Origin of the sequence: Hydrogenophaga sp. (genome assembly GCF_026125825.1) — a bacterium.
In the GTDB taxonomy this organism is placed as follows: domain Bacteria; phylum Pseudomonadota; class Gammaproteobacteria; order Burkholderiales; family Burkholderiaceae_C; genus Hydrogenophaga.
Window position 1 is genome coordinate 1 of the sequence record NZ_JAHCKK010000076.1, and the last position, 20,179, is coordinate 20,179.

Sequence of the window (20,179 nt, forward strand, 5' to 3'; positions counted from 1 at the left end):
GCGATTTCGGCCAGGCGGTCGTAGAAGGTGACGCGGTGCCACTGGGTGTCTTCGATCATCTCGCCACTGTTCTTGTCCTTGCGGCGGCTGGAGGTCGCCACGCTGACATTGGCCACGGCCTGGCCGGACGGCAGGTAGCGGATTTCGGGATCGCGGCCGCAGTTGCCGACGAGGATGACTTTGTTGACGGATGCCATGGTGGTGATGTCCTGAAGAGAGGGCGTGCCCGGGCGCGACCGGGACGCGGCCTGACATTGTGCCGCAAGTGCCGGGCCGCCGGCCCGGTCCGCTGCGCGTCGCTGGATACACTGGCCCTCCATGAAAGGCGAACCGGACTTCCTGCAGAACCTGCGCGACGAAATGGGCGGCGGGCGCCAGTGGCTGGATCGGGCGGTGGTGATCGTCTACGCCGTGCTGGCGGGTCTGGCGGTCGTGGCGTTCACCCTGATGGCCGAAACGGCCTTCGACTGGTACAGCGGCTTGCGCCAGGGCTGGTGGTGGGCGCCGCTGGTGTGGACGCCCGCCCTCACCGCGCTCGTGGTCTGGGCCATCCGCCGCTGGGCCCCGGGCGCGGCCGGTTCGGGTGTGCCGCAGGTGCTGACCGCGTTGGATCCCGCCACGCCCCTGCGGGAGCGCTCGCGCTTTGTCTCGCTGCGGCTGAGCCTGGTGAAGATGGCTGCGGTGTCGGGCGGCGTGCTGGCCGGCCTGTCGATTGGCCGCCAGGGGCCGTCGGTGCAGGTGGCCGCCGGGGTCATGCTCCACGCTCGCCGCTGGTTGTCGCCCAACTCGGGCATCACCCACCGCGAACTGCTGGTGGCCGGCGGCGCGGCCGGCATCGCTGCGGCCTTCAACACGCCGCTGGGCGGCATCGTGTTTGCGATCGAAGAGCTGTCACGGCGCCTGCAGGATCGCAACAGCGGCCTGATGCTGGCGGCCATCGTGATCGCCGGCCTGGTCGCGGTATCTGCGTTCGGCAACCTGTCGTACTTCGGGCGGGTGCGGGCCGAGGCCCTGTCATGGAGCCTCTTCCTGCCCGGCGCGCTGGTGGCGGTGGGTTGCGGGCTGCTGGGCGGCTTGATGTCGCGGCTGATGCTGGCCTCGTTCATCGGCCTGCCGGACCGCTTCTGTGCCTACCGCCGCAAGCGCCCCGTCGCTTTTGCCGCGATCTGCGGCTTTGCGGTGGCGGTGATCGCCGTGATCAGCGACGGCGCGGCCGTGGGCGGCGGGCACGAACACACCAAGGTGTTGCTGGAGCAGGTGGGCACCCCGGGCGCGTCGCACCAGCCGCTGGTGTTCACGGGCCTGAAGTTTGTGGCGTCTTGGTTGTCGTCGTGGGCCGGCGTGCCCGGCGGCCTGTTCGGGCCCAGCCTGTCGATCGGCGCCGGGCTGGGGGCGGACGTGGCCTGGCTGCTGGATTCTCCGCACGGCGCTGCCCTGATCGCACTGGGCATGTGCGGTTTCCTGGCGGCCGTGACCCAGACCCCCATCACCGCCATGATCATCGTGATGGAGATGACCGATGGCCACAGCATGGTGCTAAGCCTGATGGCTTGCGCGCTGCTGGCCAGCCTGATCTCGCGCATGATCAGCCGCCCGCTCTACAGCACCATGTCGCAGCTCATGATGCGGTCGATGCGCGATGGCGCCGCGGCCCCGCCGCCGCCACCCGGCGACGGTTCAGCGCCGATCCGCTGAGGGCGCTGGCGCCTGCATCGGCCAGGCCACCACCAGCCACACCAGCATGGCCACCGCGCAGACCGCGAACAGCCCTTGCGCGCCGTGTGCGCGCGCCAGCCAGCCGCCCACCGCGCCGCCGACGAAGAAGCCGACCGACTGCAGGGTGTTGTAGACGCCGAGCGCGGCGCCTCGGGCGTGCGCGGGCGCCAGCTTGGACACCAGGCTGGGCTGGCTGGCTTCCAGCGTGTTGAAGCCGACGAAGAAGACGAACAGCAGCAAGCCCAGCGTCCAGAGACCGGGGGAGGCGCCGGCCAGGGCCCACAACGCGAACTGCACCGCGCCGATCAGGGTGATGGCGATCAGGAAGGCCGCGCGCAGCCGGCCCCGGCGCTCCATGGGAAAAAGCACCCCACCCATGACCAGCAGGGAGGCCACCACGGCGGGCAGGTAGATCTGCGCGTGGTCCGCCTTGGGCAGGCCGGCGGCCACCAGCAGGGCCGGCACGGCCATCCACATCGCCAACTGCACCGCGTGCAGCACGAACACGCCCAGGTTCAGGCGCAGCAGCCCGCGGTGCCGCAGCACCTCGGCCAGGCCGGCGCGCAACTGCTGCATGTCCGAGGGCCGGTGCTCGCGCGGTTCGGGCGGCGCCACCCAGATCACCACGGCGATGGCCAGCAGCGCCAGCCCGCCCGTCAGGGCGAAGATGCCCGAGAGGCCGACCCAGGCGGCCAGCGCGGGCGCCAGCACCAGGGAGAGCGCGAACATCAGCGCGATGCTGGCCCCGACCATGGCCATGGCCTTGGTGCGCACGCTGTCGCGCGTGACGTCGGCCAGGAAGGCCGTGACGGCGGCGGAGATGGCGCCAGCGCCCTGCACCGCCCGGCCGATGGCGAGCCAGGTGAGGTCGGGCGCCCAGGCCGCCAGGCCACTGCCCAGCGCAAACAGCAGCAGGCCGGCCACGATGACCGGCTTGCGGCCGAAGCGGTCGGATGCCAGGCCCAGGGGGATCTGCAGGAAGGCCTGCGTCAGCCCGTACAGGCCCATGGCAAGGCCCACGCGGGCGGCGTCCTCGCCACCGGGCAGCCGCGCGGCTTCCAGCGCGAACACCGGCAGCACGATGAACAGGCCCAGCATGCGAAGTGCAAACACCAGCGCCAGGGAGGCGCTGGCGCGGCGCTCGGCGGGGGTCATGCGGGCGGCGTCGGGCGGCGTGGTGGCCGCGTTGGCGGGGGAGGGGCTCAGGGTGGACAAAGCAGCGGAGGCCGGCAGGGCGGGGCAAGGGGACGGCGTATTGTCGGCGAAAGGCCGGGGGCCGCCGGGCGGAGGGGCGCAAAACCGCGTGGCGGCTTATCATGTCGGGTTGCCCTGAACACCGCATCGCGCCTTGAACCAGAACCTTCCCCCGGACCTGAACTTGCCTGGATCGACCGGCGCCGACACCCCCGGGGCGCTGCCGTCCGCGGGCGAGCCATCCCCCCGTTACCTGGGGGCCGCCCTGCGGCATTCCAGCGCGTTCCTTTCGGTGCGCGGTGCGCGCACGCACAACCTCAAGAACATCGACCTGGACATCCCCAAGCACGCCCTGGTGGTGATCACGGGCTTGTCGGGCTCGGGCAAGTCCAGCCTGGCGTTCGACACGCTCTACGCCGAGGGTCAGCGCCGCTATGTGGAGAGCTTGTCGGCCTACGCGCGGCAGTTCCTGCAGCTGATGGACAAGCCCGACGTGGACCTGATCGAAGGCCTGTCGCCCGCCATCGCCATCGAACAGAAAGCCACCAGCCACAACCCCCGCTCCACCGTGGGCACGGTGACCGAGATCCACGACTACCTGCGCCTGCTGTTCGCGCGCGCGGGCACGCCGCATTGCCCCGACCATCACCTGCCCCTGGCCTCGCAGAGCGTGGCGCAGATGGTGGACACGGTGCTGGCCCTGCCCGAGGGCACGCGCCTGATGATCCTGGCCCCGGTGGCGCGCGAGAAGAAGGGCGAGTTCACCGAGCTCTTCGCCGACATGCAGGCCCAGGGCTATGTGCGTTTCCGAGTCGACGGCAGGGTGCTGGAGGCCGAGGCGCTGCCGGCCCTGAAGAAGACCGAGAAGCACAACATCGACGTGGTGATCGATCGCATCAAGGTGCGTGAGGACGCGCAGGACGAGGGCGTGAACCCGCTGCGCCAGCGCCTGGCCGAGAGCTTCGAGGCGGCGCTGCGCCTGGCCGACGGCCGGGCCATCGCGATGGAGATGGATGCCCCTGAAACCCCGGGTGCGGCCCCGCGCGAACACGGCTTCTCGGCACGTTTTGCCTGCCCGATGTGCCACTACACCGTGGGTGAGCTCGAACCGCGCCTGTTCTCGTTCAACTCGCCCATGGGGGCCTGCCCGACCTGCGACGGCCTGGGCCACACCGAATTTTTCGATCCGGCGCGCGTGGTCGCGTTTCCCTCGTTGAGCCTGGCCAGTGGCGCGATCAAGGGGTGGGACCGGCGCAACGGTTATTACTTCGCCATGATCGAGAGCCTCGCGGCGCACTACCGTTTCGACGCCGAGGCGCCCTGGGAAAGCCTGCCTGAAGCGGTCCAGCAGGTGCTGCTCTACGGCTCGGGCGAGGAAGAGGTGAAGTTCAGCTATGCACTCGAATCCGGCGAGCGCGCGGGCAAGAAGGTCAGCAAGAAGCACCCCTTCGAAGGCATCGTGCGCAACTTCGAGCGCCGCTACCGCGAGACCGACAGCGCCGCCGTGCGCGAGGAACTGGCGCGCTACCGCGCCGTGCAGGCCTGCCCGGAGTGCGGCGGTTCTCGCCTGCGCCGCGAGGCGCGCCATGTCTTCGTGGGCGAAGGCGAACAGAAGCAGCCCATCTACAAGATCAGCCACGTCACGCTCGGTGAGGCGCTGGCCTACTTCCAGAAGCTGGAACTGCACGGTGCCAAGGGCGACATCGCCGCGCGCGTGATCAACGAGATCCGCCAGCGCCTGAAGTTCCTGAACGACGTGGGCCTGAACTACCTCAGCCTGGACCGCAGCGCCGACACGCTCTCGGGCGGCGAAGCGCAGCGCATCCGCCTGGCCAGCCAGATCGGCAGCGGCCTGACCGGCGTGATGTACGTGCTCGACGAGCCCAGCATCGGCCTGCACCAGCGCGACAACGACCGCCTCATCGCCACGCTGCAGCACCTGCGCGACCTGGGCAATACGGTGCTGGTGGTCGAGCACGACGAAGACATGATCCGCACCGCCGACCACGTGATCGACATGGGCCCGGGTGCCGGCGTGCACGGCGGGCGTGTGATGGCGCAGGGCACCTGCGAGCAGGTCATGGCCACGCCCGGTTCGCTCACCGGCCAGTACCTCAGCGGCACGCGCCAGATCGACGTGCCCACGCGCCGCACGCCCTGGCTGCCGGTCGTGAAAGCCGCCGAGCCGGCGAAGGCCGCGACGGCCAAACCGCGCTTTGCGCCCAGCCCGGCGGCGGAGCGCCGCGCCGCGCGCGAGGCCGCGCACCAGGCCACCCTGGGCGAGCTGCAGGAAATCCGCGTCGTCAACGCGCGCGGCCACAACCTCAGGGGCGCGAGCGTGGCGTTCCCGGTCGGCCTGCTCACCTGCGTCACCGGCGTCTCCGGCTCGGGCAAGTCCACCCTCGTCAACGACACGCTGTACGCCGCCGTGGCGCGCACGCTCTACCGCTCGCACGACGAGCCGGCCGCGCACGACGCCATCGAAGGCATCGAGCATTTCGACAAGGTCATTAACGTCGACCAGTCGCCCATCGGCCGCACGCCGCGCAGCAACCCGGCCACCTACACCGGCCTGTTCACCGGCATCCGCGAGCTCATGGCCGAGATGCCCACCGCGCGTGAGCGCGGCTACGGCCCGGGCCGCTTCAGCTTCAACGTGGCCGGCGGCCGCTGCGAGGCCTGCCAGGGCGATGGCGTGGTGAAGGTGGAAATGCACTTCCTGCCCGACGTGTACGTGCCCTGCGAGGTCTGTGGCGGCCAGCGCTACAACCGCGAGACGCTGGACGTGCAATACAAGGGCCGCAACATCGCGCAGATCCTGGACATGACAGTGGAGCAGTCGCACGCGTTCTTCAGTGCCGTGCCCACGCTGCACCGCAAGCTGCAGACCCTGCTCGACGTGGGCCTGTCCTACATCCAGCTCGGCCAGAGCGCGACCACGCTCTCGGGGGGCGAGGCGCAGCGCGTCAAGCTCGCGCTGGAGCTCTCCAAGCGCGACACGGGCCGCACGCTGTACATCCTGGACGAGCCCACCACCGGCCTGCACTTCGCCGACATCGAGCTGCTGCTCAAGGTGCTGCACCAGCTGCGCGACGCGGGCAACACCATTGTGGTGATCGAGCACAACCTTGACGTCATCAAGACCGCGGACTGGGTCATCGACATGGGCCCTGAAGGCGGCTCGGGCGGTGGCACGGTGGTGGTGCAGGGCACGCCCGAGACGGTCGCCGCACACCCCGGCAGCCACACCGGGCGCTACCTGCGCCGCCTGCTGGCGGTGTGACGACCTAGTTGTTGCGGTAGGCCAGGCCCAGCGTGGCGCCGTACGCGGTCTGCCGCCCCACCAGCGGGCTGCGCGCGGCCGCGCCTTGCAGCTGCGACACGCCCACCCCGCCGTAGGCCACCCAATGGCGGCTCAGCGCCGAGGTGATGCGCCAGCCCAGCGAGACCGTGTCCCAGCCCGAGCCGATCGCGAAGGCCGGCACGCCGGTGGCGGCTGCGGGTGCCGGCGCCACGCCGTAGTGCGTCTGCCCGTAGGTGCCGTTGGCCCAACCCGCGCCCAGCGACAGGTCCCAGTGGGTCTGCGAAGAAACGGGGTGGCGGTAGTTCAGGCCGTGGTCCAGCCGCAGGCCACCCCCGCGGCCGAGCAGGTCCTGAGAGGCCCGCACCGAGTACGACCAGCGCGGGCTCAGCGCCGCGTTGGCGCCGACCCGGCCGCGCAGCGTGGCGCGCACGTCGGGCAGGCCCCGGAAGGCGGCATCGTCGTCCCATGAACGGCCCTCGTCGATCGACAGCGAAGTGCTCAGCGACCAGCGGTCGTTGCCGGCCAGCACCGTGCTCACCCCGGTGTCCACGCTCTGGCGGCCCTGGCTGAGCAGGGCGCTGGCGCCGGAAGTGGCAAAGCGAAAACGCCCGAGCTGGAAGGCCCAGATGGGGCGCAACCGCAGGCGCTGCTCGACATCGCTGCCGAGTTGCGGAGCGGACGACACCACGGCGGCGCCGACGAGGTAGTCGCGGCTGGCCTCCAGGGCCACGGTGTCGGCGGGCGGTTGTGCCGCGCCCGCGCCGCCGGCCATCGCGAACAGCGCGACGGCGCTTGCCAGGCGCGGGTGGCGGCGCATCGCGAACTCAGAACCGGCCGAGGTCTTCGATCGCATCCACTACCATGCCCGTGCCCACCGCGATCATCAGGATGTCGGCCGCCACGCGCACGTACCGGTAGCCCGCGGGGGGCAGGCCGATCTGCACCGACACGCTGTTGGGCACCGGGTAGTACACGACATCGCGCGGCAATGGATAGCCCATGCGCCACTTCTTCGCCTGGCCGGGGGGCATGCAGCCGTTGTGCTTCTTGGCCAGGCCCGGCGGGCATTTGCCGGCCTTGAAGCGGGGCTCGTAGTACTCGTGGGCGATGCGGCGCTGGGGCTCACCGAAGTAGCCGCCGATCTGGATGTTCACCGACACGCTGGACGAGGGGGCGCGAGGACCGTCGCGGCGGTCGTCCCACCGTTCATCCCTGCGGTCATCCCGGTGGGAGGGTGCGCGCTTCTCGTGCTTCTCGTGCTTTTCAGGCTTGTTGTGTTTGCCGCCGGGTTGGCCGGCCCATTCGGGTTTTTCGGCCAGGGCCGGCAGGCTGCCCAGCAGCATCAGGCTCAGGAAGGCGATGGAGAAGCGTGTGCGCGGTGAGTGGGTCATGTCGTGGGGTCTTGTGGGGGGGGCGGGGCCAGCCGCGATTCTGGCGGCGCGCGCCCGGGTCGCTGTTACAAGGCGTAAGCCCGCACGGTAGATGAATCCGCGCAGGGCTGGCAGACTCGCCGCTCTTCCCGTGCCTCAATGACCCATGCCCCAGGAAACCGAACTCAAGCTCGAATTGCACCCCGATGACCTGCCGCGCCTGCTCGCGCATCCGCTGCTGGGGCAGGCGCCGCGCCGCGAGCGCCTGTTCAACACCTACTTCGACACCTCCACCCTCACCTTGCGCGCGCAGCGCATGGCCGTGCGCGAGCGCCGTGTGAGCCGGCGCACCCTGCTCACGGTAAAGACGGCGGGCACCTCGGTCGGTGGCCTGTCGCGCCGAGGCGAGTGGGAAGCGGCGTGCCGCCCGGGCCGTTTCGATTTCGCCGCCCTGGTGGACGACGAGGCGCTGGCGCAGCAACTGCAGTGCGTGGCCTGGCAGCTGGTGCCGGTGTTTCGCACCGATTTCACGCGCCGCAGCTGGACCCTGTCTCACGGTGGCGCGGTGGTGGAGGTGGCGCTGGACCAGGGTGCCATCACCACCGGCAATGCCCAGGGCCATCGCCGGCAGGCCATCCTGGAGCTGGAGCTGGAGTTGCTCAGCGGCCCGGTCGATGCCTTGCTGGACCTGGCGCACACGCTGGCGCTGGGCCCGAGCGGACAGGCGGCGCAGGGGCTGCGCCTGCTGCCCGCCCAGCGCAGCAAGGCCGAGCGCGGCTATGCCCTTTTCACCGGCGAGCGCCTTCAGCCCCGCAAGGCCGAGCCGCTGGCGCTGGGCGCGCAGATGGCCCCGGTGCAGGCGTTCCAGGCCGCCGCGCTGAACTGCCTGGCCCACCTGCAGGCCAACGAAGCCGGCGTGCTGCTGCCCGGGCCGGAGGGCGGCGTCCCCGACCCCGAGTTCGTGCACCAGGCGCGCGTGGCCCTCAGGCGCCTGCGCACCGGCCTGCGCCTGTTCCGCGCCCATTTGCCGCGCCGCTTCGTCGCGCATTGGGCGGCCGAGTGGAAAACGCTCGCGGGCCAGCTCGGGGATGCGCGCAACTGGGACGTCTTCGCCACCGAGCGCCTGCCCGCCTGGCTGCCCGAGGCCGTGCCAGGCGTTCCCCGGGCGCCTGCCGAACAGGCCCTGCTTGACTGGGTCCGTGCGCAGCGCCAGGCGGCCCACCGGCGCGCGGCCGACGCCCTGGGCGGGCGTGCACACGCGCTGCGCATGCTGGCCTTCACGCGCGCCGTGCTGGCCTTGCAGGGCCGCGCCGAACCTGCCCCGGCCCTGCCCGAATGGGCACGCGAGACCCTGCGCCAGCGCCATGCGGCACTGCAGGCCGAGGCGCGCCGGGCGCGCCGGCTGGGGCCGGAGGGTCGGCACGAGCTGCGCATCGTCTTGAAGAAGCTGCGCTATGCGCAGGAATTCCTGGCCAGCGTGTTGCCGCCCAGGCGGCTGGAGCGCAGCGCCAAGGCGCTGGCCGATGCGCAGGCCCTGCTGGGTCAGCTCAACGACCTGAGCACGGCCCAGGCCTTGCTGGCCACCGCACCCGCCGGCCTGGCCGCGCCCTGGGTCGAGCGCTGGCAGGCGGCGCTGCAGGTCGAACTGGCGTCGGGCCTGCAGGCCTTGCCGGCCATGGAGCGCGCGCTGGCGCGCACACCCACCCCCTGGGATTGAGCGGGTTCAGGCCAGCGCGCTGGGCCGCGTGGCCACGCGGTCGCGCCAGGCCTGCAGCGCATGGAAGCCTTCGTCGGCGGGTTTGAAGCGCATCAGCCGCGCGAACTCCACGGTGCAGAAGGCGGTGATGTCGGCGATGGTGAAACGGTTGCCCGCGACCCAGGGCTGCTTCTGCAATTCGGCGTCGAGCCAGGCCGCGGTCTCGCGCGCCTTGGCCACCTGCGAGTGGCCGAAATCGGGAAACTGCGGCTGCTCCAGCGGTGCCAGGCCCGGGTGCGTGTGGCGGATGGCATTGGCCATGGGCAGCATGAAGTACCACTCCACGCGCCGGTCGGCCATTTCGATGAAGGCGCGCTCCTCCGCGTTCTGCCCCATCAGGTTGGGCGTGGGGTAGCGGCCTTCCATCCAGGTGCAGATCGCGCGCGTCTCGGTGAGCACGCGCCCGTCGTCGAATTCCAGCGCGGGCACGCGCGCCAGCGGGCTCTTGGCGCGGTAGCCGGAGGTCTTGTGCTCCTGCGCGTTGAGGTCGATGTTGACCAGTTCCAGCCCGTTGATGTTCTTCTCGACCAGAAACATCAGCACCCGGCGTGGGTTGGGGGCGCGCGGCGACACGTACAGCTTCATGCCGCACCCCCGCCCGCCTTGAGGCTCTGGCCGGTTTCCATCAGGCGCCGTGCGTCTTCGGCAAAGCGCTTCGCGCCCTGCTCGCCGTCGCGTTCCAGGTCCACGGTCGCGGCCGGCTGCTCGATGCCGCGCTGCACAGCCGGGCGCGAGCGGATCGCGTCGCGCCAGCGCTTGAGGTGGGGCAGGTCGCCGATGTCCACCCCCGACCAGCGGTGCGTGCGCACCCATGCCCAGTTGGCGATGTCGGCGATGGAGTAGTCGCCCGCGAGGTACTCGTGCTGCGCGAGGTGGCCGTCGAGCACCCGGAACAGGCGCTTGCACTCACCCTGATAGCGGTCGATCGCGGCCGGAATCTTCTCGGGGAAATAGCGGAAGAACACGTTGGCCTGGCCCATCATGGGGCCGATGCCGCCCATCTGGAACATCAGCCACTGCATCACCCGAGAGCGGCCCTGCACGTCCGGCGGCAGGAGCCGGCCGGTCTTTTCGGCCAGGTAGATCAGGCAGGCCCCGGACTCGAACACCGCGAAACCGCCCGCCTCGTGGTCCACGATGGCGGGGATCCGGCCATTGGGGTTGATCTTCAGGTACTCGGGGCGCCTTTGCTCGCCTTCGCTCAGGTTGAGCACCTTCAGCGCGTACGGCAGGCCCAGCTCTTCGAGCGCGATGGACACCTTGTGCCCGTTGGGCGTGGCGGCGGTATAGAGGTCGATCATGCAGAGGCCCGCTGAAGAAGTGGGCCATCTTAGGGGCAGACCGTGAGGCAGAGGTGTCAGGTCGGGAACACCGGGCAACCGGCTTGGCCGGGCCGCAGGTGCGCCGCGAGGGGCAGCTGCTACGCCATGAAGCCGAGGTTGGTGGGGTAGTCGGCGCTGTTGAAGTTGCCCAGGTTGGGCAGGATGCCGGCCATCTCGGCGCCCTGCACGCCGAACCAGGTGGCCAGGGTGCCGGCGTACTGGTCCACCGAGGTGCTGGGCAGCAGCCGGCCCTGGCCCACGTGCCACTGGTCGTTGGCGTCGGTGGTGGAGTTGCCCACGCTCACCGGCGGCGCCTTGCCGTAGAAGGCCTTGCCGCGCACCGCACCGCCCACCAGGAAGTGGTGGCTGCCCCAGCCATGGTCGGAGCCGTCGCCGTTGGAGCTGAGCGTGCGGCCGAAGTCGGAGGCGGTGAAGGTGGTCACCTTGTCCGCCACGTTGAGCGCGGCCGTGGCGTTGTAGAACGCGGTGAGTGCCGTGCTCAGGCGGTCCATCAGCGTGGCCTGGCCTGCGATGAGGTTGTCGTGCAGGTCGAAGCCGCCCATGGAGACAAAGAACACCTGGCGCTGGTTGCCCAGCTGGGTGCGCGCGGCGATCAGGCGCGCCACCATCTTGAGCTGATCGGCCAGGTTGTTCCCGGTGGGGAAGGCGCTGAACGGCGCGTCGGTGGCCGGGAAGGCCGCCAGCGCGGAGGTCAGCGCGCTCTCGGCGCCCACGGCGCGCGCGGTGACGAGGTTGTATTCGTTCTCCAGCACGTGGGTGCGGGTCTGCAGCGCCAGCGAGGTGATGGCGGCGCGCACGGCGGCGGAGTTGTACACGTTGTTGTTGACCGCACTGATCTTCACCGCGCCGCCGGTGCTGACCTGGTACGACAGCGCCTGGTCGCCCGAGAGGAACACCGTGTTGCCGGTGACCGAGACGCAGGTGAGCACGCGGTTGGTGTTGGACGAGAGCGCGAGGTCGCCGATGTGGCCGCCCCAGCCAGTGGTGGCGCCTTCGGGCTGCGACGACTGCCAGACCGACTGCTGGTCGTTGTGCGAAAACAGCTTGGGCGGCAGCGGGTAAGCCACGCGGTTGCTGCTGTGGTACTGCTGGCGCGTCACCGGTGCCACCAGCGGACCGACGTTGAGCTGCACCGCCGCCACGCCGCTGTTGAACAGGCCGGCCAGCCCGGTCATGGCCGGGTGCAGCGCGTACTGCCGGCCGCCGGGCAGGGCCACGGTGGGGTCGAGCAGGGTGGAGGTGAGCGCGGCCTGCGCCAGGGCGATGCCGCCGGCCGTGCGGTTCGCACCACCGCCGCGGATCGCGCTGTACTGGTCGTAGCTGGCGGTGTCGTAGTTGACGACGGTGTTGGCGTAGTCGTTGCCGCCGTTGAGGAACACACAGACCAGCGCCTTGTAGTCGGTGGCGTTGAAGGCCGCGGCGTCGGCCATGGCCGCCAGGTTGAGCGCGGTGGGCAGGGCCGCGCCCGTGAAGGCCAGCTGGCCGGCGCGGCGCAGGAAGGCGCGCCGGGTGTGCAGATCGGGCTGGATGAAGTGCATGGCAGGCCCCTATTTCTGGATCAGGTACTCGGGACAGGCCATGACCATCAGGATGGTGGCCCAGATGCGCCGGCGCTTGAGCGTGTCGGAACTGGCGGTGGTCACCGGCGTGGCGTTGAGCGCCGAGACCATGGTGGCGCGCGAAGCGCTGGAGATCTGGTTGGCCGCCAGCACCAGGCAGACGTGGTTCACCAGCGCCGTGGCGTCGGCCACCAGCGCGAGCTCGCGGCTGTAGTTGGCCTGCACGTCGTAGGCGTAGTTGGTCCAGGCGGCCTGGGGCACACCGGGTTCGGGGCAGTTGATGCCGCGTTCGATCACGCCCTGCATGAAGTTCAGGTAGCCGCCCACGGTGGACTCGTTGACCAGCTGGAACTCGGGCGCCGTGGCACCCGTGGCCGAGAGCGCGGTGCCTGGCGGCACATAGCCCGGGCGGAAGAAGTTGAACACCGAAGGCGAGCGCAGCGGGCTCTGGCCGAGCTGGGTGGCCGCGTTGTTGAGTTCGAAGATCTTCCAGCTGCCTGCGGCCGAGGTGACGCCGAAGGTGCGCGCCCACTGGATGAAGCGCAGCATGGGTTCGCGCAGTTTGCCGAAGGTGGTGCTTTGCAGCGAGGCCGGTCCGCGCGCCTCGTCGTCCAGCAGGATCGCCACCCAGACCGCCTTGAGGTCGCCGCGCACGCCCGCGCCGTTGTCGTTGAAGCGCGCGGCGACGCGCGCCACGTAGGCCGGGCTCGGGTTGCTCGTCACCAGGCGCTGGATCATCTGGCGCGCGAAGAACGGGCCGGTGTTCGGGTGGTTGAACAGCGTGTCCAGTGCCATGCGCAGGGCGGTCGGCCCCGGCGTGTTGGCCGGCACCGTGGTGCCCAGAAAGCGGGCTTCGAGGTTGGAGTGGCGGTTGGCGTTGAACGACATGCGCTTGCCCGCGAACGCCTTGGACTCGATGGTGTAGTTGTCCACCGCATGGCGCACGCCGTCGGAGGTGTCGAAGTCGTAGCCGGTGAACACGCGCGCCAGGCCGGTCACGTCGGCCTGGGTGTAGCTCTCCAGCGGCACGCCGCCACTGGTCTTGGGCGTGCCGTCGAGGTTGAGCTCGACCACGCCGATGGTGAAGAGTTGCATCACCTCGCGCGCATAGTTTTCGTCGGGCACGCGGCCGGTGCTGGCGTTCTCTTTCTGGTTGCCTTTGGTGTTGAGAAAGTAGCCCATCGCCGGGTGCAGCGTCACGTCCTCCAGCAGCTGTCGGTAATTGCCGAAGGCGTTGCGCACCAGGGTGTCCCACCAGCTGGCGTAGGCGTGCGCGCGCCAGGTGAACTCGGCCGAGGCCAGCGAGGAGACGAAGAACTCCGAGAGCGCCAGCGCGACGCGCTTGCGCATCATGTCCGGCCCGCTGAGCAGCTGGCTCCAGATCATGAAGTCGGCCGGGTAGTGGTTGAAGAAATAACGGTTGCTGTCCACCACGCCGTAGCCGCGGGCCTCGAGCCAGTTCCAGCCGGTGACGCCCTGGTAGCGCACGAACTGGTTGGCCAGCCACTGCGCGCAGCCCATGCCACGCAGCTCGGTCATCTCCGCCGGCGTGGAGGAAAACTGCGCTTGCTGGAGAAAGCGCGCCGCTTCGGCGTCGTTCGCCGGTTGGATATGGCTGTAGCCGGCGGTGGGGAAGTCGATCACGCCCACCGGCGGTGCCGTCTCGGCAGCGCTGCCGCCGCTGCCGCCGCCTCCCCCTGAGCCGCCGCCACAGGCCGCGAGCAGCGCGGCGGCCGCCGATGGCGCGAGGGCGTGCAGAGACGCCGGCGTGGGGTTCTCCGGCGAAGAGCCTGGTTCGTGGTGCCGCATGGCCGCGCTCGCATCGGCCGCTGGTTCAAGCGCTTGCTCGATCTCCATCATGACGATCCCTCCTCGGTTCGACGAGCGCGAGTGTAGGGAGGCGTCTTCAGCGGAAACGGCCGAATTTCAAGTCGTTACAAGTGGGTGTGGCGCGTGCGCGGCACCCGCCCAACGGCACTACCGCCGGGGTTTTTCCGGCCGCCATCCGTCGAATTTCAGGTGCGCGCGGCGCGCAGTTCGTCTCGCGTTTTGAGCGCCACGCGGCGCGCCGCGTCCGCGAAGTCCGCGCCGGACGACGCATACAGAATGGCGCGCGAGGAGTTCACGATGATGGGGCCGGTGGTCTCGTCACCCTGCGCGCGCAGGCCCGCCTTCACGGTGGCCCTGGCATCGCCGCCCTGCGCGCCCACGCCGGGAATCAGCAGTGGCAGCGTGGGGGCGATCTCGCGCACGCGTTCGATTTCGGCAGGGTAGGTGGCGCCCACCACGAGGCCGAGCTGGCCATTGAGGTTCCAGGGGCCCTGGGCGAGGCGCGCCACGTGCTCGTACAGGCGCGGTTCGCCATCGATGGACGCAAAGCGCTGGTTCTGCAGGTCGTCGCCACCAGGGTTGGACGTGCGACAGAGCAGGAACGCACCCTTGCCGTGGTACTGCAGGTAGGGCTGGACCGAGTCGAAGCCCATGAAGGGCGAGAGCGTGACCGCGTCGGCGCCGTAGCGCTCGAAGGCTTCGATCGCGTATTGCTCGGCGGTGCTGCCGATGTCGCCGCGCTTGGCATCCAGGATCACCGGCACCTGCGGCGCCACGCGGCGCATGTGCGCCATCAGCCGCTCCAGCTGCTCTTCGGCGCGGTGTGCGGCGAAGTAGGCGATCTGCGGCTTGAAGGCGATGGCGGTGTCGGCCGTGGCCTCGACGATGGCGGCGCAGAAATCGTAGATGCGGGAGGCGTCGCCCTTCAGGTGCGCAGGGAAACGGGCGGGATCCGGGTCCAGGCCCACGCACAGCAGGGAACGGTTCTGGCGCTCGGCGGTGCGCAGCATGTCGAGAAAGGTCATGCGCCGATTTTAGTTGGCCGCTTGCCGCGGGGTCTTGGCCGTCCCACGACGGACACCGCGCAGCCACGCGCCTAAGATCGCGCGCATGCACGCCTTGTCCCGACAACAGATCGTCCTGCTCGTCCTGCTCACCTTCGTCTGGGGCATCAACTGGCCCATCATGAAGTTTGGCGTGACCGGTTTTCCGCCCCTGACCTTCCGCACCATCTGCATGTGGATCGGGCTGCCCGTGCTCGGCCTGTTTCTGTGGTGGCGGCGCGTGCCCTTGCGCATCCCGCGCGAGCACTGGCGGGAGCTGGCGGTGCTCACCGTGTTCAACATGCTGTTCTGGCACACGCTGGCGATCCTGGCGATCCAGACGCTGTCGAGCGGGCGCGCCGCGATCCTGGGTTACACCATGCCGGTGTTCTCGGCCCTGGTGGGCAGCTGGTGGTTCGGCCAGCGGCTGGCGGGCCGGGCCTGGGGGGGCGTGGCCGCGGCGGCGCTGGGTGTGTTGCTGCTGCTGTGGCACGAGCTCACCCATCTGTCGGGCAAGCCGCTGGGCGTCGTGATGATGCTGGTGGCTGCCGCCACCTGGGCGGTGGGCACGCAGATGATGCGCCGCACCACGATCCCCACGCCCACGCTGACCATCTCGTTCTGGCTCACGGCGCTCACCACGGCGTGGATGACCGTGTTGTCGCTGGCCTTCGAGCGTTCGGCCTGGGTCTGGCCTACGCCGGGCATCTGGTGGGCCATTGTTTTCAACGCGCTGGGCGTTTTCGCCTTCGCGCAGGTGGCCTGGCTATCGCTCGCGCGCGACCTGCCGCCCATCGCCTCCACGCTCTCGGTGATGTTCATCCCCGTGCTGGGCGTGTTCACCGGCGCCTGGTGGCTGGGTGAGGTGCTGCACTGGCAGGACTGGGCTGCCGTGGCGCTGGTGATGGTGGCGATCGCGTCGGTGCTGTGGCCGTCGAGGCGCAGCCCGGCCTGACTTTTCAGCCCCGGACCGGCGTCAAGGCCCCACCGGCCCATGGAGCTGCTCCATGGCCAGGCAGAGGTCGGCCCAGGCCTTGCCCTTGTCGCCGGGGGTGCGCAGCAGGTAGGCCGGGTGGTAGGTCACGATCACCGGCACGCCTTCGAAGCGGTGCACACGGCCGCGCAGGCGGCCGATGGGCTCGGTGGTCTTGAGCAGCGACTGCACCGCGAAGCGCCCCATGGCCACGATGACCTTGGGCTGCACCAGCGCCACCTGGCGCGCCAGGTAGGGCTCGCAGCGCGCCACCTCCTCGGGCTGGGGGTTGCGGTTGGCCGGTGGACGGCACTTGAGCACGTTGGCGATGTAGGCGCCTTGCGCACCTTCGCCCTGGCGGCTGCGGCCCACCGCGCGCAGCATGTTGTCGAGCAGCTGGCCGGCCGCGCCCACGAAAGGTTCGCCTTGCAGATCCTCGTTTTCACCCGGGGCCTCGCCCACGATCATCCAGTCGGTCTGCACGTCGCCGACGCCGAACACCGTGTTCCTGCGGCCCTTGCACAGGCCACAGGCCTGGCAGGCGGCCACGGTCTCGCGCAGTTCGGGCCAGTCCATCCGGTCCACGTGGCTGGGGCGGGTGCTCGGGGCTTCGGCGGGGGTGGGCGGTGCGCTGGTCGGGGTTGGGGCTGCAGCGGGGGCGGGCATCGGCCGAGAGGGCGCGGGGGCCACCGATGGCGCCACGGCCCGGGGGGCTTGCTCCGCGGGGGCGGCCACCGCTGGCGGCGTGGGCCTGGGCGCCCAGACACGCACGCCCATCTCGGCCAGCATGGCGCGCTGGCGCGCATCGAGCAGCGGGACGAAGGAGGTGTCGGGCCCGTTGCCGCTCATCGGGTGTCCTGGGTCGCCATCAGGTTCAGGCTCATGACCATGGCGTCTTCCCGGCGCAGGTGGCCGTCCGGGTAGTAGCCCTTGCGCAGGCCGACCTGCGAAAAACCGTAGCGCTCGTACAGGCGGCGCGCGGCCTCGTTGCTCTGGCGCACCTCCAGCCAGAGCCACTGGGCCTGCTGGCCGCGCGACCACAGCACCAGCGCATCGAGCATGAAGCGCGCCCAACCCTGGCGCTGGTGGGCCGGGGCCACGGTGATGTTGAGCAGGTGCACCTCGTCCACGCCCGGCATCGCCACCAGGTAACCCAGCAGCACGCGGCCGTCGGCGCGCGCGGTCTGGGCGGGTTCGCCCGGCAGCGCCTCGCCCAGCAGCAGCACCGCCGGGTAGCCGGCCTGCAGCGAATCGTGGAAATGCTTGCGCGACCAGGGGTGGGCGTAGGCCGCGACTTCCACCGCCCGCACGGCCTCCAGGTCGCCCTCGGTCATCGGTTCAAAGGCGACGCGGCGTTCGCGCGTGGCCATGGGGCTGGCGGTGCCGGGCAGCGGCCACGCGGTGGGCAGGGGCGGTGGGCGGGGGGCGTCGGGGGCCATGGCCCGCAGCAGGGCCTTCACGGTGGTGTCCATCGCAGGCCTCAGGGCGTGGCGGCGGCGGCCGCGCGCAGGCGTTCGCGCTCGTCGGTGGTCTGGGCCACCTTGTCGCGCACGTACAGCGGCAAGGCATCGCGCGCGGCCACCGCCGCCCCCGCGGCCAGCAGGCCGGGCGCCAGGCGCAGCAGCGCGGCGGCCGTGGGCAAGGCCTGCAGGCGCGAGCCGGGCAGCTCGGCCAGGGCCTGGGCATGGCTCTCGAACGCATTGCCCGCGAGCAGGGTGGCGCTGTCGGGCTGCAGGTGCGCGCCCAGGTCGTCCGGCGCGCACAGGCGGGGCGGCGCCAGCGGCGCGAGCCCTGCCGGCGAGCAGGCGTAAGTGGCCACGTACAACTCGCCCATGCGGGCATCGAGCAGGGCGGCAATGCGCTCAGGCGGGGCGTGGCCCGCGTGCTGGTGGTTCCAGCGCGCCTCTTCGGCCAGGGCCAGCAGGGTATCGACCGGCAGCACCGGCAGACCGTGTGGGCGGGAGGCGTCCTGCGCCCCGTAGGCCAGGCCCTGGGCCACGGCACAGGCCGTGCGCAGGCCGGTGAAGGAACCCGGGCCGCGGCCGAACACCACCGCGTCCAGGCTGGCCAGGGACCAGCCCGAGGCGTCCAGCAGCTGTTTCACCAGCGGCAGCAGGGTGGTCGAGGCCATCGCGCCGCCCGGGCCGCTGTGCTGCCACAGCGGGCCGTCGGGCGCGCCGCTGCCCAGGGCGACCGACAGGGTGTCGGTGCTGGTTTCGAGGGCGAGCAGGCGCAAGGCGGAAGGCATCCAGGGATTATCGGGCACCGGGTGACCGGGGGTGGGAAGGCCGCGCACCCCACCGGCCATCCCGCGCAATGGCCATTCGCACGGCGGCGACCGGTTCGGCCCAGGTGCCGTTTCATAATGAAACACCATGTTGAATGCCGATTTTCTTCGCCGAGCGACTGCCTTGCGCCCGATGCGCGGGCTGGTGCTGTGCCTGCTGGCCAGCCTGGCGCTGCCCGCCTGCGCCCAGATGGGAGGGCGGGCCGACCCCCTGCCGCCCGCGGTGCTGGCGGCCATGAGCCGGGCGCAGGTGCCGCCCAGCGCGCTGTCGGCGCTGGTGATCTCGGTCGACCCCGATGCCCATGAGCGGCTGCGCCACCGCGCCGGCACCCCGGTCAACCCGGCCTCGGTGATGAAGCTGGTGACGACCTATGCCGCCATCGACCTGCTGGGCAGCGATTTCACCTGGAACACCCGCTTCTACACCGATGGCGTGATCGACAACGGCGTGCTGCGCGGCAACCTGTACGTGCGCGGTGGCGGCGATCCCAAGTTCGTGCTCGAGCGCATCCAGGAGGCCTACCTGGCCTTGCAGGCCAAGGGCGTGCGCGTGATCCTGGGCGACATGGTGCTCGATCACAGCGCGTTCGAGCTGCCTGCGATCGACCCTGGCGCCTTCGACGGCGAAGCCCTCAGGCCCTACAACGCCACGCCCGATGCCCTGCTGGTCAATTTCAAGTCGGTCATCCTCACCTTCCAGCCCGACCCGGTCAGCGGCGTGGCCCATGTGGTCAGCGAGCCCCCCATGGCCGGCCTGGCGGTCGACGCCACCGTGCCGCTCTCGCGCGGCACCGCCTGCGGCGACTGGCGCAGCACGGTGCAGGCCCGTTTCGACGATCCCAACCGCATCCGCTTTGAAGGCCGCTACCCGCAGGTTTGTGGCGAACTCAAGTGGCCCGTGGCCTACCAGCAGCCCGCGAGCTACGCCGCGCGCGCCATGGAAGGCCTGTGGCGCGCCAGTGGCGGCTCCATCACCGGCCAGGTGCGCGACGGCACCATGCCCGCCGAGGTGCAACTGCTGCACGAGGCGCGCTCGCTGCCCTTGTCCGAGGTCATCGTGGACGTGAACCAGTGGAGCAACAACGTGATGGCCCAGCAGGTGTTCCTCACGCTGGGCCAGCTGGCGCCGCCGCAGACGGCCACGCCCGCACTCGCCGTGGTCGCCCGGGGCTCCGCCGCCGACCGGCTCGTGCCTTCGCGTCCGGCGCGCTTTGAACACTCGCGCGAGGTGGTGACCGACTGGTGGAAGCGCACCTTCGGCCCGCGCGTGCCCGGGCCGGTGCTGGACAACGGCTCGGGCCTCTCGCGCGACGAGCGCATCACGCCCGAGGCGCTGGCGGGCCTGTTGCGCCACGCGGCGCGCCACCCGCAGGGCGTGGAATTCGTGCAATCCCTCTCGATCGCGGGCGTCAGCGGCACCGCGGCGCGCCTGGCGCGGGGTGGCCAGAGCGCCGCTCGCGGCAATGCCTGGGTCAAGACCGGCACGCTGCGCGACGTCACCGGCATCGCCGGCTACGTCAACGCGGCCAATGGCGCGCGCTACGTGGTGGTCGGCTTCGTCAACCACCCCAACGCGCCGGCAGCGCGGCCCGCGCTCGATGCGCTGCTGGAGTGGACGGCCTCCCTGCCGGACTGACACCGAAGGGCCCCGCTGGCGCGCGGTCCGCATCCAACAAGGCCGCCATCAGGGGCATCCAGGGTCCGGCTTGGCCGGACCGAGATGCCGCCCCCTCAAAGCGCGAGCAGCGGCGCGTGAAGCAGCCCGTCCAGGGGCATCCAGGGTCCGGCTTGGCCGGCCCGAGAT

Annotated in this window: 17 protein-coding genes; 5 read left to right on the plus strand and 12 right to left on the minus strand. The window is 70.7% G+C overall.

Going from position 1 to position 20,179, the window contains the following annotated elements; translation table 11 throughout:
- Positions 1–197, minus strand: a 197-nt coding sequence (gene ssb, locus KIT86_RS19175; RefSeq protein WP_297401309.1) for a single-stranded DNA-binding protein, incomplete at its 3' end; no start/stop codon positions are given.
- A gap of 121 nt (positions 198–318) precedes the next feature.
- Between ssb and KIT86_RS19180 the strand changes: the two genes are divergently transcribed.
- A complete protein-coding gene (locus KIT86_RS19180; RefSeq protein ID WP_297401310.1) occupies positions 319–1,695 on the plus strand; it encodes a chloride channel protein in 1,377 nt (458 codons plus the stop codon).
- On the opposite strand, the gene KIT86_RS19185 is transcribed toward KIT86_RS19180, so the two are convergent.
- Positions 1,678–2,871, minus strand: a complete 1,194-nt coding sequence (locus KIT86_RS19185; protein ID WP_297401335.1) for an MFS transporter — start codon at positions 2,869–2,871, stop codon at positions 1,678–1,680. The genes KIT86_RS19180 and KIT86_RS19185 overlap by 18 nt on opposite strands.
- Before the next feature lie 292 nt (positions 2,872–3,163).
- Between KIT86_RS19185 and uvrA the strand changes: the two genes are divergently transcribed.
- A complete protein-coding gene (gene uvrA / locus KIT86_RS19190) occupies positions 3,164–6,193 on the plus strand; it encodes an excinuclease ABC subunit UvrA (RefSeq protein ID WP_297401336.1) in 3,030 nt (1,009 codons plus the stop codon).
- Positions 6,194–6,197: 4 nt separating this feature from the next.
- On the opposite strand, the gene KIT86_RS19195 is transcribed toward uvrA, so the two are convergent.
- Together KIT86_RS19195 and KIT86_RS19200 are read right to left on the minus strand one after the other, a co-directional pair.
- The gene (locus tag KIT86_RS19195; RefSeq protein ID WP_297401311.1) at positions 6,198–7,067 is read right to left on the minus strand and encodes a MipA/OmpV family protein; all 870 of its coding nucleotides are present in this window, start codon (positions 7,065–7,067) and stop codon (positions 6,198–6,200) included.
- A complete protein-coding gene (locus KIT86_RS19200; RefSeq protein WP_297401313.1) occupies positions 7,039–7,605 on the minus strand; it encodes a hypothetical protein in 567 nt (188 codons plus the stop codon). Before KIT86_RS19200 ends, KIT86_RS19195 begins: the two co-directional genes overlap by 29 nt.
- Positions 7,606–7,750: 145 nt before the next feature.
- Between KIT86_RS19200 and KIT86_RS19205 the strand changes: the two genes are divergently transcribed.
- Positions 7,751–9,301, plus strand: a complete 1,551-nt coding sequence (locus KIT86_RS19205) for a CYTH and CHAD domain-containing protein (protein WP_297401315.1) — start codon at positions 7,751–7,753, stop codon at positions 9,299–9,301.
- A gap of 6 nt (positions 9,302–9,307) precedes the next feature.
- Here KIT86_RS19205 and KIT86_RS19210 read toward each other — a convergent pair whose 3' ends face one another.
- From KIT86_RS19210 to pyrF, 5 genes are all read right to left on the minus strand, one after another.
- Positions 9,308–9,925, minus strand: a complete 618-nt coding sequence (locus tag KIT86_RS19210) for a glutathione S-transferase family protein (RefSeq protein ID WP_297401317.1) — start codon at positions 9,923–9,925, stop codon at positions 9,308–9,310.
- Positions 9,922–10,641 (minus strand): glutathione S-transferase N-terminal domain-containing protein, encoded by a 720-nt coding sequence (locus KIT86_RS19215; RefSeq protein WP_297401319.1) that lies wholly within the window; start codon positions 10,639–10,641, stop codon positions 9,922–9,924. The genes KIT86_RS19210 and KIT86_RS19215 overlap by 4 nt, the downstream gene beginning before the upstream one ends.
- Positions 10,642–10,760: 119 nt before the next feature.
- A complete protein-coding gene (locus KIT86_RS19220; RefSeq protein ID WP_297401321.1) occupies positions 10,761–12,221 on the minus strand; it encodes a DUF1501 domain-containing protein in 1,461 nt (486 codons plus the stop codon).
- Between the two features lie 9 nt (positions 12,222–12,230).
- Positions 12,231–14,102, minus strand: a complete 1,872-nt coding sequence (locus tag KIT86_RS19225; protein ID WP_297401323.1) for a DUF1800 domain-containing protein — start codon at positions 14,100–14,102, stop codon at positions 12,231–12,233.
- A gap of 155 nt (positions 14,103–14,257) precedes the next feature.
- Positions 14,258–15,097, minus strand: a complete 840-nt coding sequence (gene pyrF / locus KIT86_RS19230; RefSeq protein ID WP_297401325.1) for an orotidine-5'-phosphate decarboxylase — start codon at positions 15,095–15,097, stop codon at positions 14,258–14,260.
- 85 nt (positions 15,098–15,182) lie between these two features.
- Here pyrF and KIT86_RS19235 point away from each other — a divergent pair, with 85 nt between their 5' ends.
- Entirely contained in the window at positions 15,183–16,070 is an 888-nt protein-coding gene (locus tag KIT86_RS19235; RefSeq protein WP_297401327.1) for an EamA family transporter, read from the plus strand.
- Positions 16,071–16,091: 21 nt separating this feature from the next.
- Here KIT86_RS19235 and KIT86_RS19240 read toward each other — a convergent pair whose 3' ends face one another.
- The 3 genes from KIT86_RS19240 to tsaB form a co-directional block, all read right to left on the minus strand.
- A complete protein-coding gene (locus KIT86_RS19240) occupies positions 16,092–16,937 on the minus strand; it encodes a uracil-DNA glycosylase (protein ID WP_297401329.1) in 846 nt (281 codons plus the stop codon).
- Entirely contained in the window at positions 16,934–17,458 is a 525-nt protein-coding gene (gene rimI, locus KIT86_RS19245; RefSeq protein ID WP_297401338.1) for a ribosomal protein S18-alanine N-acetyltransferase, read from the minus strand. Before rimI ends, KIT86_RS19240 begins: the two co-directional genes overlap by 4 nt.
- A gap of 110 nt (positions 17,459–17,568) precedes the next feature.
- The gene (tsaB, locus tag KIT86_RS19250; RefSeq protein ID WP_297401331.1) at positions 17,569–18,336 is read right to left on the minus strand and encodes a tRNA (adenosine(37)-N6)-threonylcarbamoyltransferase complex dimerization subunit type 1 TsaB; all 768 of its coding nucleotides are present in this window, start codon (positions 18,334–18,336) and stop codon (positions 17,569–17,571) included.
- Between the two features lie 127 nt (positions 18,337–18,463).
- Between tsaB and dacB the strand changes: the two genes are divergently transcribed.
- Positions 18,464–20,011, plus strand: coding sequence for a D-alanyl-D-alanine carboxypeptidase/D-alanyl-D-alanine-endopeptidase (gene dacB, locus KIT86_RS19255; RefSeq protein WP_297401333.1), 1,548 nt, complete (start codon positions 18,464–18,466; stop codon positions 20,009–20,011).
- Positions 20,012–20,179 lie beyond the last annotated feature (168 nt).

What these genes read in the sequence shown, in the direction of transcription:
- KIT86_RS19180 (WP_297401310.1), top strand. Translation starts at nt 319, where the DNA reads ATGAAAGGCGAACCGGACTTCCTGCAGAACCTGCGCGACGAAATGGGC.
- KIT86_RS19200 (WP_297401313.1), bottom strand. Translation starts at nt 7,605, where the DNA reads ATGACCCACTCACCGCGCACACGCTTCTCCATCGCCTTCCTGAGCCTG.
- rimI (WP_297401338.1), bottom strand. Translation starts at nt 17,458, where the DNA reads ATGGCCACGCGCGAACGCCGCGTCGCCTTTGAACCGATGACCGAGGGC.
- tsaB (WP_297401331.1), bottom strand. Translation starts at nt 18,336, where the DNA reads ATGCCTTCCGCCTTGCGCCTGCTCGCCCTCGAAACCAGCACCGACACC.
- KIT86_RS19225 (WP_297401323.1), bottom strand. Translation starts at nt 14,102, where the DNA reads ATGATGGAGATCGAGCAAGCGCTTGAACCAGCGGCCGATGCGAGCGCG.
- KIT86_RS19220 (WP_297401321.1), bottom strand. Translation starts at nt 12,221, where the DNA reads ATGCACTTCATCCAGCCCGATCTGCACACCCGGCGCGCCTTCCTGCGC.
- KIT86_RS19185 (WP_297401335.1), bottom strand. Translation starts at nt 2,871, where the DNA reads ATGACCCCCGCCGAGCGCCGCGCCAGCGCCTCCCTGGCGCTGGTGTTT.
- KIT86_RS19215 (WP_297401319.1), bottom strand. Translation starts at nt 10,641, where the DNA reads ATGATCGACCTCTATACCGCCGCCACGCCCAACGGGCACAAGGTGTCC.
- dacB (WP_297401333.1), top strand. Translation starts at nt 18,464, where the DNA reads ATGTTGAATGCCGATTTTCTTCGCCGAGCGACTGCCTTGCGCCCGATG.
- KIT86_RS19210 (WP_297401317.1), bottom strand. Translation starts at nt 9,925, where the DNA reads ATGAAGCTGTACGTGTCGCCGCGCGCCCCCAACCCACGCCGGGTGCTG.
- KIT86_RS19235 (WP_297401327.1), top strand. Translation starts at nt 15,183, where the DNA reads ATGCACGCCTTGTCCCGACAACAGATCGTCCTGCTCGTCCTGCTCACC.
- KIT86_RS19205 (WP_297401315.1), top strand. Translation starts at nt 7,751, where the DNA reads ATGCCCCAGGAAACCGAACTCAAGCTCGAATTGCACCCCGATGACCTG.
- KIT86_RS19240 (WP_297401329.1), bottom strand. Translation starts at nt 16,937, where the DNA reads ATGAGCGGCAACGGGCCCGACACCTCCTTCGTCCCGCTGCTCGATGCG.
- pyrF (WP_297401325.1), bottom strand. Translation starts at nt 15,097, where the DNA reads ATGACCTTTCTCGACATGCTGCGCACCGCCGAGCGCCAGAACCGTTCC.
- KIT86_RS19195 (WP_297401311.1), bottom strand. Translation starts at nt 7,067, where the DNA reads ATGCGATCGAAGACCTCGGCCGGTTCTGAGTTCGCGATGCGCCGCCAC.